At 35.7% G+C, this 16679-nt stretch carries 12 protein-coding genes and 2 pseudogenes; all 14 read left to right on the top strand.

Features of this window, described 5'->3' with window-relative positions:
* Window positions 1–11: 11 nt before the first annotated feature.
* Entirely contained in the window at window positions 12–1889 is a 1878-nt protein-coding gene (gene asnB / locus GX497_01450) for an asparagine synthase (glutamine-hydrolyzing) (protein HHY71900.1), read from the top strand.
* 20 nt (window positions 1890–1909) lie between these two features.
* The gene (asnB, locus tag GX497_01445) at window positions 1910–3874 is read left to right on the top strand and encodes an asparagine synthase (glutamine-hydrolyzing) (GenBank protein HHY71899.1); all 1965 of its coding nucleotides are present in this window, start codon (window positions 1910–1912) and stop codon (window positions 3872–3874) included.
* A gap of 3 nt (window positions 3875–3877) precedes the next feature.
* A complete protein-coding gene (locus tag GX497_01440) occupies window positions 3878–5065 on the top strand; it encodes a glycosyltransferase family 4 protein (GenBank protein ID HHY71898.1) in 1188 nt (395 codons plus the stop codon).
* Window positions 5031–6278 carry a glycosyltransferase family 4 protein gene (locus GX497_01435; protein HHY71897.1) on the top strand — a complete coding sequence of 416 codons (1248 nt, stop codon included), beginning with the start codon at window positions 5031–5033 and terminating at the stop codon, window positions 6276–6278. Before GX497_01440 ends, GX497_01435 begins: the two co-directional genes overlap by 35 nt.
* A gap of 94 nt (window positions 6279–6372) precedes the next feature.
* The gene (locus tag GX497_01430) at window positions 6373–7743 is read left to right on the top strand and encodes a sugar transferase (protein ID HHY71896.1); all 1371 of its coding nucleotides are present in this window, start codon (window positions 6373–6375) and stop codon (window positions 7741–7743) included.
* Window positions 7744–7772: 29 nt separating this feature from the next.
* Window positions 7773–8870, top strand: a complete 1098-nt coding sequence (gene wecB, locus GX497_01425; protein HHY71895.1) for a UDP-N-acetylglucosamine 2-epimerase (non-hydrolyzing) — start codon at window positions 7773–7775, stop codon at window positions 8868–8870.
* A 64-nt stretch (window positions 8871–8934) separates the two neighbouring features.
* On the top strand, window positions 8935–10017 hold the full coding sequence (locus GX497_01420; protein HHY71894.1) for a Gfo/Idh/MocA family oxidoreductase: 1083 nt from the start codon (window positions 8935–8937) through the stop codon (window positions 10015–10017).
* Window positions 10014–10583, top strand: a complete 570-nt coding sequence (locus GX497_01415) for an N-acetyltransferase (GenBank protein ID HHY71893.1) — start codon at window positions 10014–10016, stop codon at window positions 10581–10583. Before GX497_01420 ends, GX497_01415 begins: the two co-directional genes overlap by 4 nt.
* A 33-nt stretch (window positions 10584–10616) precedes the next feature.
* Entirely contained in the window at window positions 10617–11744 is a 1128-nt protein-coding gene (locus GX497_01410; protein HHY71892.1) for a DegT/DnrJ/EryC1/StrS family aminotransferase, read from the top strand.
* 16 nt (window positions 11745–11760) lie between these two features.
* Window positions 11761–12756 (top strand): UDP-glucose 4-epimerase GalE, encoded by a 996-nt coding sequence (gene galE, locus GX497_01405; protein ID HHY71891.1) that lies wholly within the window; start codon window positions 11761–11763, stop codon window positions 12754–12756.
* Window positions 12757–13783: 1027 nt separating this feature from the next.
* Window positions 13784–14696 (top strand): annotated as a pseudogene (locus tag GX497_01400) (virulence RhuM family protein).
* A 360-nt stretch (window positions 14697–15056) separates the two neighbouring features.
* Window positions 15057–15836, top strand: a complete 780-nt coding sequence (locus tag GX497_01395; GenBank protein ID HHY71890.1) for a hypothetical protein — start codon at window positions 15057–15059, stop codon at window positions 15834–15836.
* Window positions 15837–16217: 381 nt separating this feature from the next.
* The gene (locus GX497_01390) at window positions 16218–16376 is read left to right on the top strand and encodes an NAD-dependent epimerase/dehydratase family protein (protein ID HHY71889.1); all 159 of its coding nucleotides are present in this window, start codon (window positions 16218–16220) and stop codon (window positions 16374–16376) included.
* Window positions 16334–16597: pseudogene (locus GX497_01385) on the top strand (UDP-glucose 4-epimerase GalE). The gene GX497_01390 and the pseudogene GX497_01385 overlap by 43 nt, the downstream one beginning before the upstream one ends.
* Window positions 16598–16679 lie beyond the last annotated feature (82 nt).

Here is a 16679-nt window from a genome sequence, read left to right as displayed (position 1 = left end):
CAGTGATATAAGTGTGTGGCATAGCGGGTTATATTAGTAATAATAGAAACATTTCTTATGAAAATATGATGCGAGCAATTTCCCATAGAGGCCCTGATGGGGAAGGAAAATGGTTTTCTGATGACAATTCTGTATTTTTGGGACATAGAAGGCTAGCAATTATTGATCCTGAGGGTGGGCAACAGCCTATCAGTAATGAAGATGGTTCCATTTGGGTTGTCTTTAATGGTTGTATTTATAATTATTTGGAATTATCCCAGAATTTGCGAAGTAGAGGTCATAGATTTAAAACATACACGGATACAGAAGTGATAATCCATGCTTATGAAGAGTTTGGGGAAGAATGTTTAAAATACTTTATTGGTATGTTCTCCTTTGCACTGTGGGATGAACGAAAACAACGACTATTTTGTGCAAGGGATAGAATGGGCGTAAAACCTTTTTATTATTCTAATATTAATGATAGTTTTATATTTTCATCTGAGATAAAGAGTATAATTGCTTCCGGTATTTGTAATAAAAAACAGGATAATTTTGCAATTCAACAATATTTAGTTTTTCAAACAGTTCTAGGGGAAAAAACCTTATTTGATGGAGTGAAAAAAATACTTCCAGGTCATTACATGATTGTTGATAAAAACGGAAAAATAGAGCAAATTAAGAAGTATTGGGATTTAGACTTTACTATAGATTATGAGCACGCGGAAGAATATTTTATCGATAAATTAAAAGTATTATTAGAGGATGCAGTTAAAATTAGACTACGCTCAGATGTTCCTTTAGGTGCACATCTATCAGGAGGATTGGATTCCAGTACTATTGCTAGTTTAGCCGCTATGTTAAATACGTCTGGAAGTAACTTTAAGACGTTTACGGGGGCTTTTAATGAAGGTGACAATTATGATGAAACTAAATATGCAAAACTCGTATCTCGAAATATTGGCTCAGAATACCTTGAAGTATATCCAACTGAAGGTGACTTCTTAGAACAAATTCAAAATATTATCTATTTTATGGACGAACCTGCTGGGGGGCCAGGTGTATTTCCGCAATATATAGTATCTAAGTTAGCGTCACAAAATGTTAAGGTTGTTTTAGGGGGGCAAGGTGGAGATGAAATCTTTGGAGGATATACAAGATATTTAATAGGATACCTTGAGGAATGTCTCAAAGGTGCAATATATGAAACAAATAAATCAAATCAATATGCAGCTACTTTAGCTTCTATTATACCGAATCTTCCTATTTTGAAGCAATATGTGCCTATGCTTAAATATTTTTGGGCCGATGGCCTTTTCAACTCTCAAGAGCATAGATATTTTAGATTAATGGACAGGTCTGGGGATTTAAAAGAAATATTTAGTCCGCAATTGTTTGATAATGATAATGTTTTTTATGAATTTAATAAAGTATTTTCAGGTTCAAATGCTGAATCCTTCTTAAATAAAATGCTTTATTTTGATTTAAAGGTTCACTTGCCATCTTTACTACAGGTAGAGGATAGGACAAGTATGGCACACGGTTTAGAATCTCGTGTTCCTTTATTAGATCATCGGATTGTTGAATTATTTGCAACAATTCCACCTTCAATTAAATTCAAGAACGGCGAACCAAAATATCTATTTAAACAAGTAATTAAAAATATAATCCCAGATGAAGTTTTAAATCGAAAAGATAAAATGGGATTTCCTGTACCATTACAAAAATGGTATAAGAACAAAGTTGGTGAATATGTTAAGGAAATCTTATTAGATAAAAGAGCTCAAGAACGTGGAATATTTAATATGAAAGAATTAGAAGCTAAAATAAATAATGAAAATGATTTTGGAAGAGCAATCTGGGGCGCTCTATCATTAGAATTGTGGTTTAAGACACATATTGATCAATAATCTAAAGGGGCAATACCTATATGTGCGGATTTGTTGGTGTTTTTAATATAAATCAATTAAAAATTGATTCAAATAAATTAATCCAAATGAGAGACAGTATCATCCATCGCGGTCCAGACGATGAAGGTTTATTTATTGATAACAATCTCGGCCTAGCCTTCCGCCGCCTTAGTATTATCGACCTTCAATCCGGTCATCAACCAATGTCAACGGTTGATGACCGTTATACGATTGTCTTTAATGGTGAAATATATAATTACGTCGAGTTACGGGATGACTTAGTAAAAAATGGTGTTGCCTTTCAGACTAATTCCGATACTGAGGTAATTCTTCATCTATATGCGGAAAAAGGGTCTGAGTGTCTACAACTATTAAATGGCATGTTCGCTTTTGCCATTTGGGATAAACATAAAAGAGAGCTGTTTTTTGCTAGAGACCGCTTAGGAATTAAACCGTTTTATTATTATCATGATAAGGAACGGTTTGTTTTTGGGTCTGAAATCAAGGCGATTATTGCTGATTCATCTATTAAACGGGAAGCAAATTTTGAAGCAATTTATGATTATCTTTCTTTTATGTATATCCCAGATAATAAGACTTTTTTCAAAGGTATTTATAAGCTCTTACCAGGATATTATGGCACAATTTCTGAAACAGCTGGGTTGCAAATTGAGCAATACTGGGATGTTGAATTTAAAGAAACGAACAAATCCGAAGATGAGTATATCAGCGGGTTATGTGAATTAATTGAAGATGCGGTTAAGATTCATTTGCGCAGTGATGTACCAGTGGGGTGCCATCTTAGTGGCGGGTTAGATTCCAGTACTGTTACTGTTTTGTCGTCAAGAAATTTGGAGCAAAAAATTAAAACCTTTTCAGGAAAATTTGCTGAAAACGAATTTTATGATGAAACGAAATATGCAAAGTTAGTTGCTAAACAAGCTAATACAGAATACTTAGAGATAGTGCCGAATCAAGATTGGTTTGAGAATGTGCTTCCGAAAATTATTTGGCATATGGATGAGCCTTGCGTGGGGCCAGGGATAGTTCCACAGTATGCTGTTTGCCAATTAGCTGCTGAGAATGTAAAGGTAGCATTGGGCGGTCAAGGTGGGGATGAGATATTTGGTGGCTACCCACGTTATTTTTTGACGTATGAAGCCTATATGAAAAATAACAAAGTTGACAATACGATTCAACATACTCAAAAAACTAGACTATCACGACTAATCAACAAACTAGTGTTTTTAAAAGGATATAGTAAGCAGCATGGGATAAAAACAACGGTAAAAAAAGTCCTTCGTACTATACAAAGGGATAATGAGCTCCAATCCAATTCATTTCATGCGATTTGGAAAAATTATAGTACATCATTTAAATTTGAAGAGCTCTCATTACTAACAGAGCACTTTAAAGAATTAGTGAAAGAGTATGATTCAGACAAGGTATTCACTCAGTATATTGACCATTGTCCATCCACTGATATTTTTAATAAAATGCTCTACCATGATATGAAGGCGTATTTACCTGGCTTATTACAAGTAGAGGATCGAATGAGCATGGCTGTATCACTTGAATCACGAGTACCTTTATTAGATTATCGCATTGTCGAATATGCTGCATCAATTCCTAGTGAAATAAAGGTAAAAGGTTTAGAGCCTAAGTATATCTTTAAAAAGGCAATTCAAGGGATTATTCCTGATGAAGTTTTGAATAGAAAAGATAAAAAGGGTTTTCCTACGCCGATTAACATTTGGTTTAAGAACAATCCGAAATTTGTTAAAGATATTTTGCTAGATAAGTCTGCCCAAGAGCGAAATTTATTTAATACCACAACTGTCGAAAAAATGATTAATTCTACCGAAGATTTTAGCTGGCAGTTATGGACATTAATGAATATTGAGTTATGGTTTAAAATATTTATTGATAAAGACCCTAAATATGTAAATGCCGATGGTTATATAAACGAAAAGGTTGAGAAGTAAATCATGAATAAAAAAGTTTGTATGCTTGTGATGAATGAAGTAAGCTCCGACCCTCGTGTAACGAAAGAAGCAAGTATAGTCGGTCAAAAGTGTCAATTAACAGTAGTTGGAGAAAGATACTCACTTGAAAAAGCAGCACATGAAAAGACTGGCTGTTATCAAATTTGTCGGATAAATAGCATAAAGAATGATAAAGGTGGCAAAGCATCAGTTTTTAAAAAAGTCATTAGAAAATTAGTAGCTGCTGTCAAAATCGGGCAAGCAGCTTTTAAACAAAATGCAGATATTTATCATGCCCATGATTTTGAAATGCTTCCAGTTGCTTTTGTAGCTGCTAAATTAAGAAAGGCTAAACTAGTTTATGATTCTCATGAGCTATGGATTGAACAACGTCCAGACTTTCCGCCATTATTCAAAAAAGTGGTAATGTTAGTTGAAGGATGGCTAGTTAAAAGAACAGATGAAATTATTACGGTAAATGAGTCGATTGCCAATGAGTTGAAAAGTCGTTATCAACTCAAAAAGAAACCAATTATCCTCCATAATTTCACGATGAAGCAAGCTATCACAACCAAGATACCTGCAAAAGAAACGTCAGACCCAATCATCGTTCTTTATCACGGCGGTTATATGAAGGACCGCGGCTTAGAGGAGTTAATAAAGTCATTTGAGTACGTTTCAGCAAATGTAGTTCTGCATCTCAGAGGGTTTGGTCCAATTGAAGCTGAACTTCGTGACATAGCCCAGAATTTAATTAAAGAAGGGAAAGTAGTCTTTTGTCCACCTGTATCGATGACAGAACTTGTGAAAGAAGCTCAAAACGCTGATATCGGTGTAATCCCTTATAAACCAACGTGCTTAAATAATCTTTATAGCTTTCCTAATAAGCTTTCAGAGTATTTGATGGCTGGATTAGCAGTATGTGCTAGTGAAATTCCAGAGATTTCGCGATTAAATCAGCAAGTACATTTTGGAAAGTTATTTGATCCCTTTAATCCAGAGAGTATTGCAAAAGCAATTAATGAACTTGCTGCAGATAAGATGAAGCTTCAAAAGTGTAGAGAAAATGCCCTAAAGTGGAGTTTAACAGAAGGTAATTGGGAAGCGGAGAGCAAAAAATTAGATGACCTATATAATCGATTGCTAGGTGTAAATCATGAAAAAAACCATTTGGATCATCAATCAATATAGCATTACTCCTGAGTATCCAGCCAGTACAAGGCATTATGAATTGGCTAAATATTTAGCGAAGGACTTTCGGGTAAGATTATTCGGCTGCAATTTTATCCATCATAATAAAAAGTACCGATTTCACTCTTATACAATTAGTAAGGAAGAAAAAATGGAAGGTTTTATCTTTCAATGGGTCGGTGCCAATTCATATAAAGGAAATGGAAAACTTCGAAGTTTAAATATGTTATTATTTTCTTTCTTGCTATTGATTATTGGTTTGTGTAAAAGAGATAAGCCTGATGTCATTATTGGCTCTTCACCACCTTTATTTACAGCCTTTTCATCTTTATTAATAGCAAAGCTTAGAAGAACTAGTTTTGTTTTAGAAGTCCGTGATTTATGGCCAGATTCCTTAGTGCAAATAAATGGGGTTCCAGAAAGCAAAAGAATCGTCAAAATTATGCGCTGGATGGAGCAGACTCTTTATCATCATGCGGATTGTATAATTGCCCTAACAAATGGAATTCATTCTAGACTAATAGAGAAGGGCGTTTCAAAAAATAAAGTTTATTTTTTGCCAAATGGCATTGACATGGAAACTATTATTATAAATATTGATACTCGTAATGCTCAGCGGGATCTGTTAAGGGGGCAGTTACAATATAAAGCAGATGATTTTGTGTTTGTTTATGCTGGTTCACACGGTCCTGCTAATGACTTATATCAGATTATCGATGCAGCTGAACAATTAAAAGGTGAAAATAATATTAAATTTTTGTTGATAGGCTCTGGACCAGAAAGGGAAAAATTATTAACTGCCGTCGACGAAAGAAAGTTGTCGGATAAAGTGACACTCCTGCCGTCAGTTCCAAAGGAGAAAATAAACGATTATTTAACAATCGCAGATGCATTTATTATCTGTTTGAAGAATATCCCGCTTTTTAAAGATGCATTACCGAATAAATTATTTGATTATATTCTTCACGATAAGCCGATTATATCAACTGTTAGTGGAGAAATAGAGCAAGTATTAACAACCTATAAAATCGGAATGTATGGTTCTTTAACTGAGGAAGGAAAAAATAATCTAGTAAATGTTATGAAATATGTCGCAAACAATAATAGTAACTGCAAACCAAGTCAAGGGAAACATATTATCCAAGAACATTTTAATAGGGAAAAACAAGCGGACCAGCTTGCCAAAAGGTTAAAAACGATTATGGCAAAGTAATCACTTTGGAAAAACCCCTACAAAATAACATACTTAAATTCTCCTAGTTATGCTAAACTTAAATTATTAAAATAGCAAAGCTAGGGGTTTTTTTATGCATATTGTCGAAAGACGGCGAAAAGTAATCATACTAGCGGTTGATTTATTTTTAGTATTTTTCGCCTATATTATAGCGTTTATTATTCGATATGATAACATACCAGAAAGGAACTGGGAGTCGTTTATATCGTTAATTCCATGGATTCTTCTAATCACTTTGTTCTTTTTAGCCATATATGATTTATACAATTTAAATAGAAAAGGCAAGTGGGATATTATTCGCAATGTAATCGTAGCATCAACATTTATGATGTTTCTTACGATGTCGGTCTCGTTTTTATTTAGAGAGTTTGCCTTGCCAAGGACAGTTATAATAATAGCCTTTTTGATTGAAACCATCTTATTAGTTACATGGAAGATGTTATTCAAAAAAGTTACTGAACAAAAGTTTGAAGGCAGTGTCCTCCTTATTAGTGATGACTTGTATGAGAAAGAAAAGGTAATTGAACAAATAAAAAGTACGCTAGGCCGAGCGGTCAAAATAATCGAAATTGGGGTGCATAATTCATCTAATCGTATTAATAGTTTGATAGAAAGTGTCGATTATGTTTTTGTTGGTGCCAGTGTGTCTGGAACGATTCGTTCTGACTATATATACCATTCCATTAAAAATGGAAAAATAGTATTTGTCATACCAGACCTTTACGATTTAATGTTATCAAAATCATCGATTACATCGGTTGGTGATACAATGGTAATGGCGGTAAAACCATTTGGATTATTATGGGATCAACTATTATCGAAAAGGATATATGATATAATATTTTCACTATTCATTTTAGTGTTGCTATCCCCACTTTTTCTCTTTATAAGTTTACTAATAAAATTAGAAGATCCTAAATCTCCAGTTTTGTATAAACAAAAGAGATTGGGAAGAGCGAATAATGAGTTTACTATTTATAAATTCCGCTCAATGGTGAATGGGGCAGAGAAGTTAACAGGCCCAACTTTAGCGACAGAAAACGACCCTAGAATCACAAAAATCGGTAAATTCATTAGAAAAACGAGAATTGATGAGCTTCCCCAATTTTGGAATGTCTTAAAAGGTGATATGTCAGTAGTCGGCCCTAGACCTGAACGAGAATATTTCATAAATCAATATATGCAGGATCATCATTATTATGGGTATCGCACAACTGTAAAGCCAGGAATTACAGGTTATGCACAAATCATGGGTAAATACACGACTGATGTCGAGGATAAACTAAGATTTGACTTATACTATATACGTAACTATTCTTTCTGGTTAGATATCATTATTCAATTAAGAACAATTATAGTTCTTTTAGACAAAACAAATGCAGAAGGAAAGAAAGATATTCAACAAACTAAAAAGAACAAAAAGGATGTTCCAATGAATTTTTAAAATTTTTCAATGAGAGGGTAATGTAGGAAATGAAATTACTAACAATCATCGGTGCCCGCCCTCAATTTATTAAGGCGGCGCCCTTTTCTGAAGTATTTAGGAAAGAAAATGAAGAAATCTTAGTACATACAGGTCAGCATTACGATGCAAATATGTCAGATGTCTTTTTTGAAGAACTAGGCATACCGAAACCAGATTATAATTTAGGCGTCGGCTCTGGTGGGCACGGTTTACAAACAGGACGTATGCTTGAGAAAATTGAAGAGATTATATTGAAAGAGAAGCCAGATGGCATGCTCGTCTATGGTGACACAAATTCCACGTTAGCGGGAGCATTAGCCGCCAGTAAGTTACATATCCCAGTATTTCATGTGGAAGCAGGACTACGCAGTTATAATAAACGGATGCCTGAAGAACAAAATAGAATATTAACAGATCATATTTCTAAATTACTGCTTTGTCCAACAGAAACAGCTGTTGAAAATTTGAAAAAGGAAGGAATTACAGCTGGTGTAATTAATACAGGAGACATTATGTATGATGTGGTCATTCGGAATATAGAAATCTCTAAAAGCCGTTATTCGAATGGCGCTTGGTTGGAAGAATTAAGAAATGAGAATGGGGATATACCTAATCTTAAAGAAAAAGAATTTTATTTGGCTACCATTCACCGTGCAGAAAATACGGATAATCCTACTAAATTACGTGGAATTTTTTCATCATTTGAAAAAATGGACAAGCCAGTTTTACTACCGCTCCATCCAAGAACTCGGAAGTTGATTGAAGAGTTGGATATGACATTAAATAATGTAATAATTATCAAGCCTGTAGGTTACCTGTTGATGCTTTACTTAACAGCAAGTGCCTATATGGTTGTTACCGATTCAGGCGGTCTGCAAAAGGAAGCGTATTTTCTGAAAACACCTTGCACAACACTAAGAGATCAAACGGAATGGGTAGAAACTTTGGAAAATGGATGGAATATGTTAAGTCCAATTGATGTTACGACAATTTTAAAAACAGTAAATAGAGAATTAGACTGTTTGCAGCATCCACAACCACTCGTGTTTGGCGATGGTCGTGCAGCAGAATATATTTGTAAAGCTATAGTAAGTGAATACAACTAGTTACTTTTATGAGTTAGCCCAGAAAGAACAACCGTGACTTTAGTTAATAAAAAGGGGGAGCATCATGAGTTTAAGATATGCATTAATAGGCTGCGGCAGAATTTCGCTAAACCATATAGCCGCTGCTATTGAAAATGAGCTTGAAATCGTAGCTTTATGTGATATTGTACCTGAGAGTATGGAAGAAAAGATTTCAAGATTTAACCTACCAAAATCGACTCGACAATATACCGACTACAAAGAGTTGTTAGAAAAGGAAAAACCAGAGTTAGTCGCTATTTGTACGGAGAGTGGCAAACACGGCCAAATTGCTTTAGATTGTATAGAAGCGGGAGCTAATCTAATTATTGAAAAACCTATCGCATTATCACTCGAAGAAGCTGATGAAATCATTAAAAAAGCGAAAGAAAAAAATGTAAAGGTGAGCGCATGCCACCAAAACCGTTTTAATAAATCCATTCAAAAAATCAGAGAAGCAGTAGAACAAGAACGCTTCGGAAGGTTGCTCCATGGTACTGCCCATATCCGTTGGAATAGGGGAGAAGATTATTATAAACAAGCTCCTTGGCGTGGTACTTGGGAACAAGATGGGGGAGCACTGATGAACCAGTGCATACATAATATTGATCTTTTGCGTTGGATGATGGGCGACGAGATAATTGAAGTCGTCGGTATGACTGATAATTTGAAACATAACTTCATTGAAGCTGAAGACTTAGGGATGGCACTTATTAAGTTTGCCAATGGAAGTTATGGAATTGTAGAGGGGACTACAAATATTTTTCCAACAAATCTTGAAGAAACATTGTATATATTTGGCGAGAAAGGCACAGTTAAGGCTGGTGGTAAATCTGTCAATATCATTGAGGAATGGCAGTTTGCTGATAAGTTAGATGATCCAGATGAAGTAAAAGAAAAATATCATGAAAATCCACCAACTGTCTATGGTTTTGGGCATAATCCTCTTTATGCTGATGTCATTGATGCCATTCAAAATGATAGAGAACCTTATGTTACAGCAGAAGATGGAAGAAGGGCTTTGGAGCTTGTGCTAGCTATCTATAAATCAGCAGCAGAAGGCAAAAGTGTAAAGCTCCCATTGGAAGAATGCAGTACATTGGATTTTAAAGGCAGGTTTGACCGATGAGCTATTTTGTCCATGAAAGCAGCTATATTGATGAAAATGTAACAATTGGTGACGGTACGAAAGTATGGCATTTTTGCCATGTTCACAATGGGGCTCAAATTGGGGAGAAATGCTCCTTAGGCCAAAATGTAAATATAGGTAATAACGTTAAAATTGGCAATGGGGTAAAAATCCAAAACAATGTATCGGTTTATGAGGGTGTTGAATTAGAGGATTATGTTTTTTGTGGTCCTTCGATGGTTTTTACTAATGATTTAACACCAAGAAGTAAATATCCAAAAGGTACTGAAGGATATAAGCAGACGCTAGTTAAATACGGTGCATCTATTGGGGCAAATGCAACGATTGTATGCGGCAATACAATTGGACGATGGGCCATGATTGCTTCAGGTGCAGTCGTAACAAAGGATGTTCCTGACCACGCTTTAATGGCGGGTGTACCTGCTAAACAAATAGGGTGGGTATGTGAATGCGGTATGGTGCTAAAAAACGAATTAAAGTGTCATGAATGTGGCAGAGACTATGCACTTAGCGGCGATGGCGAACTTAAAGAGAAGCGAGAGTAGGTCAAATTATATTTTGATGGAGATTGATGGATGATGGAATTCAGAGATTTAAAAGCTCAATACCAAAAATATAAAGAGGAAATTGATTCCGCTATAAATGAAGTTATTACCAATGCGAATTATATTGGTGGCAAGGAAGTAACAGAGTTGGAGGAACAATTGGCAGAGTACGTTGGTGTAAAGCACTGTATTTCCTGCGCCAATGGTACTGAAGCGATGACTCTAGTTATGATGGCATGGGATATTAAAGAAGGCGATGCCGTTTTTGTCCCTGACTTCACCTTCTTTTCAACAGGAGAAATTGTTTCGTTTAGAGGAGCAACTCCTGTATTTGTAGATGTTGATAGAGACACGTTTAATATTGATACAGTTAAATTAGAGCAAGCTATTATAAAAACAATCGAAGAAGGTAAATTAACTCCAAAGGTGATTATTCCTGTTGATTTATTTGGCCTTCCTGCGGATTACTATGAGATAGAGAAAATAGCGAAGAAATATAATTTATTAATTTTAGAAGATGGTGCTCAAGGGTTTGGTGGCAATATTAATGGAAAAAGAGCTTGCAGTTTCGGAGATGCCGCAACAACATCTTTTTTTCCAGCTAAGCCACTAGGATGTTATGGTGATGGCGGAGCGATTTTCACGAACGATGACGACTTAGCGAAATTGTTGAAATCATTAAAGATTCATGGAAAAGGTGAAGATAAATACGATAACGTAAGGATTGGTGTTAACTCAAGGCTTGATACAATCCAAGCAGCGATATTAAAAGTGAAGCTAAAAGCTTTTATCGAACATGAATTAGAAGATGTGAATCGTGCGTATCAATTATACACTGAAAAATTACAGGGTATTGTTGAAACACCCGTTATACCAGAGGGTTATTATTCAAGCTTCGCCCAATACACTATAAAGTTGAAGAATAAAGAGCAAAGAGATAGTTTGCAAGCAAAACTGAAAGAGCAGGGAATTCCTAGTATGATTTATTATATAAAACCAATGCATAAACAAGGGGCGTTCTCATATTTAGAATATGATGACAAGGATTTTGAAGTGACGAATGAGCTTAGTGATATAGTGCTTTCGCTACCGATGCATCCGTATTTGAAGGAAGAGGATATTGAGAAGGTTTGTGAAGTGGTTAGAGGGTTTGTAGGATAAAGGAGTAATCATTCTAATGAACATACTAGTTACTGGTGGTGCTGGTTTCATAGGCTCCCATACATGTGTTGTTTTGCTAGAGGCAGGGCATTCCGTCATTATTGTAGATAATCTTTGCAACAGTAACCGTGAAACTGTTGTAAAGATTATGGACATCGCAGATAAGGAAGTTAATTTTTTTGAAATTGACGTAACGGATGCGGAAGCTGTTGATATTATTTTTAGAAATTATAAGATTGACGGTGTGATTCATTTTGCTGGTCTTAAGGCAGTTGGTGAGTCAGTAGAGAAGCCGCAGGATTACTATTATAACAATATTGGTAGCACCATGGTTCTTACTAAGGCTTGTTTGAAATACGGTGTAAATCGGTTTGTTTTTAGTTCATCTGCAACTGTGTACGGAGATAATAAGGTGCCTTTTGTAGAAACGCTGAATCTTTTACCAACAACAAATCCTTATGGTGAATCTAAAGCGATGTGTGAGCGTATTTTAGCTGATATAGCTAAGGCGAATCCTACATTTTCAGTAGCGCTTCTTCGATATTTTAACCCAGTGGGAGCCCATGAAAGTGGATTAATTGGTGAGGCTCCTAATGGAATCCCAAATAATCTTATGCCATATGTAACCCAAGTGGCAAGAGGGAAGCTAGAGAAATTAAGCATCTTCGGAAATGACTATCCTACGGTGGATGGAACTGGTGTGAGGGATTATATTCATGTGATGGATTTAGCAGAAGGGCATGTTGCTGCATTAGACCAACTTACTGAAGGTGTCCATATTTATAACTTGGGAACTGGGAAGGGAACTAGTGTGCTAGAGTTAGTGAAGGCATTTGAAAAAGCTAACGGTATTGAAGTACCATATGAAATTGTTGACCGTAGACCTGGGGATATTGCTGAGTGCTACGCTGATGCAACAAAAGCAAAGAGGGAATTAGGCTGGACAGCGAAGCGAGATATTATTGCCATGTGTCGGGATGCTTGGCGGTTTGAGGAGAATTATAAAGACTGAAGAAAGAACGTTTTTTCTAGCCTTTTCAATATAAGCGTAAAGTAAGTCCACACCAAATTGAATAGGTGTGGACTATTTTACGGTTTGACGCTTCCGGTGAATCTATGCAAGTACCGCTTCATTACTACCATAATAATATTAAAGGGACATTAAACTTAGGTGGGTTAATGGAAAAATATATAATACGCGTAAGCTCGTATTTGCTTCTTTCCAACGTTGGTTGAATTAGGGCTTTACTGTTATACTCTAGCTAGCAAAGGATTATTGAGAGGTCGAGCTATGAATGAATTAATAAAACTACTTGATGAAAATTTGATTTGTACAGATATTACAATTCAACTAACACTGGAAAGAAACATCAAAAAGGTTAGCAAATGTATCTCCAGAAAAGTCTGCTGAATATGCTGAGATACGGTCTGCTAAAGCTAAGGGAAATGATAGAATACCTAATATACAAAATTGAATACGATAAGGAATCGCTTAATGAGCAGGTAAGAAAAGTTCTTGATAGATTTCATGTGGAATAAGGATTTTGAGTTATAATTGTTAGTGATGCCGAGTGGAGGTTTCAGGTAGGTTTTGTTGGAATAATTGTCAGAATATTGCGTTATCTCTAAAAAACATGGGGACGGTTCGAGAACACTGAAAAATCCCCACCGATATTTGAAAATTCAGTAACACAGATATTTATCTAATAACGGACCCCCCGAATTTGGTATAATAAAATTAACGAAAAACTATCACCGAATAAGGGGTTATTTTCTATGCTTAATACTGAAAAGTAATTGAGCATACATTCTATTTTTACATAACAGAAATCCTGATAATCACATACTGAAACTAATTAATGGTCGGGATTTTAGGATAAAGCGGTCAGAATCCTCCGTATTTCAAGGGGGAGTAACCAATCTATATAAACGAGGTGATCTGATGAATTCAAGAATAATCATGTATCAGACTGATGATGGTTTAACTAAATATAGAAACAAATTTTGATGGTGATACTGTATGGCTTTCAATAGATCAAATGGCAGTGCTGTTTCAACGAGATAGAAGTGTAATTGGTAAGCATATAAGAAATGTTTTTAATGAAGGTGAGCTTGAGAAGGATTCAGTATGGGCAAAATTTGCCTACACTGCAGCTGATGGTAAAACCTATCAAGTTGACTATTATAACCTCGATGTTATAATCTCAGTCGGTTACCGAGTAAAGTCGCTTCGTGGTACACAATTTCGTATCTGGGCAAACAGTATCTTAAAGGAGTATCTGAAAAATGGTTTTGCTATGAATGATGACCTCCTTAAGAATGCGGGAGGGGGGGTTATTTTAGGAACTTCTTGAGCGCATTAGAGATATTCGTTCAAGTGAGAAAGTCTTTTATCGACAAATACTTGATATTTATGCAACAAGTATTGATTATGATCCAAGAGCATCAGAATCAACCGAGTTTTTCCAAATAGTACAGAATAAAATGCACTATGCAGCTCATGGTCATACAGCTGGAGAAATTGTTTATTTGCGTGCTGATGCAGACAAGGACCTCATGGGAATGACAGCTTTTGATGGTAAGAGTTTAAGAAAAGCAGACGCCTCAATTGCCAAGAATTATTTAAGAGAAGATGAGATGAAGATTTTAAATAGATTAGTAACTGCTTATTTAGAATTTGCTGAGCTACAGGCAATTAGACAAAGACCTATGTACATGAAGGATTGGATAGAGAAATTAGATGACTTTATAAAAATGAGTGGTAGTGAGTTACTAAATCACGCAGGGAAAATTAGCCATGAAAAGGCAAAAATCAAAGCAGAATCGGAGTATCAGAAATATAAAGAACGAAGCAAAGATCAATTAACTCAAGTTGAGAGGGATTTTATTGAACATGTGAAGACTGCACAGAAGCAGCTTGAACAAGAAAAAGGTAAACATGGTGGGAGATAAAAAACATCAACGTAAGCGTAAAATAGGTTCTTTGTAAGCCCCCATTCAAACAACGCACATAAATGATAACCCCCCTGTCCCAGAGAAAACAAAGGAAAGCTACTATGAAGTTCTGGAGGAAAGTTCAATAGGATGGCCATGTAGCGTCACAACAATTGAAAAAGCACTTTCTGATTTGTTGAAGGATGGTTTTATTATCAAAGTTGGAGCTTGGCGCAAAACAGGGTACATCCGCAATCATGATGCAGAGGAATAAACTACCTAGTGGAAAAGTGTATCTTCATATTATTAAACTGAATTAATATCTACTTTCCCATACGAAATCTCAAAAAGTAGTATAAAATTGAACGGAGTGACGCAATGAACCAGTTAAAAGAATATATAATCGCTTTAGTTAATCTCTATGGCATGGTCCATAAAGATACAGTTGTAGAAATCTATAATAAACAGAATGAAGAGCAAATTAGTGTTAGTGAAGTGGAAAGTCTTTTAGCTGACACGCCGAAGGAGTTAGAGGATGCTTTTGTCCACACCCAAAAGGATTACTTTGTTCATGAGACGATTCATGTATATAATGAATTTGACTTAATGTTAAGAAAAAAGGCGGACAAGCCTCACTACGTTCCGAAGAAAAATGAGCTGCTCAAATACGTTGATGATGGATATTTTGAGAAAACAAAACAGTATAATGCACTACTAAAATATGTGAAGAAGAATTTCTTTAAGGGCGATAATGAGAAAGCAGAGTGGCTCTGCGAGGATATTCATGGAATATGTCAATTTGGAGCAGATATTCAGACCATTTTTAATATCTTCCATGATAAAGGTATTACCTTCGAAGATATGAATCAGACGAATGAAGTGATACAGCTTGTAATGGAACTTTCGAATAATATTAGAATATGGGAAAATAACGGTCATACACCTCAGGAAATTTTCGGAAAGTTCGAGAAGCCAAATCTCAGACCACTGCCGGATAAGCCGTTTGATTTTGATACTACTAATGTATTTGACATAAGGACGGGGGAGAAAATTGGAAGGAACGATCCATGCCCCTGTGGAAGCGGCAAAAAGTATAAGAAATGCTGCTTGGCGATAGATGAGAATAAAATGAAAGATTTAGTGCCTGAGCGCAAATAGTATAATGATGGGACACCAAACCTGTCCCCTTGTCCGATGCAAGAAGGAGAAGTCATTCAAAGTCAGGAATCTAACTGATGAATGATTGATAGACTTTTATATACATAATAAGAATAGACTCTTTTGAAGCGAATAATATAAATTTTCAGGTAGCTCATTAGAAGAATGGAGACGGTTCAAGACCACTGAAAAAACCGAGCCATTTCAAACTTATTGTCCTAGAATGACTTTTATTGTCCAATAAGAGCCATTTATTGTCGAGATTAGGCAACTTATTGTCCGCCCAAGGCCATTTATTGTCCGATTGCCATATATTTGAAATATATATGCATTATGAAAGCTACTTTTTCAGTAATATTGGACATGTTTGGTGTCCCCCTTGTGGAGTTTTTTATTACCTATTATGGAAGGGAGCGAGTTATTTTAGTGAATATTTTAGTAACCGGTGGTGCGGGCTATATTGGCTCCCATACATGTGTAGCTCTATTAGAGGCAGGGCACTTAGTCATCTTACTGAAGGTGTTCATATTTATAACTTAGGTACTGGCCGAGGTACAAGCGTACTAGAATTAGTAAAGGCATTTGAAGAAGCGAATGGTGTTGAAATCTCTTATGAAATTGTTGATCGGAGACCAGGTGATATTGCTGAGTGTTACGCTGATGCGTCTAAAGCAAAGCGGGAATTAGGGTGGACAGCGAAGCGGGATATTATTGCCATGTGTCGGGATGCTTGGCGGTTTGAGGAGAATTATAAAGGTTGAAAATCATAAAAATAGGTGCGATCCATATGTTTTTTGAATTCAGAAATCGTAATCAAACAATTAAAACATTACGGAAAAACAG

This window comes from Bacillus sp. (in: firmicutes) (assembly GCA_012842745.1).
Lineage (GTDB): Bacteria > Bacillota > Bacilli > Bacillales > Bacillaceae_J > Schinkia.
The sequence above is the reverse complement of the archived record's forward strand: the minus strand, read 5'-3'. Positions and strand labels throughout refer to the sequence as shown.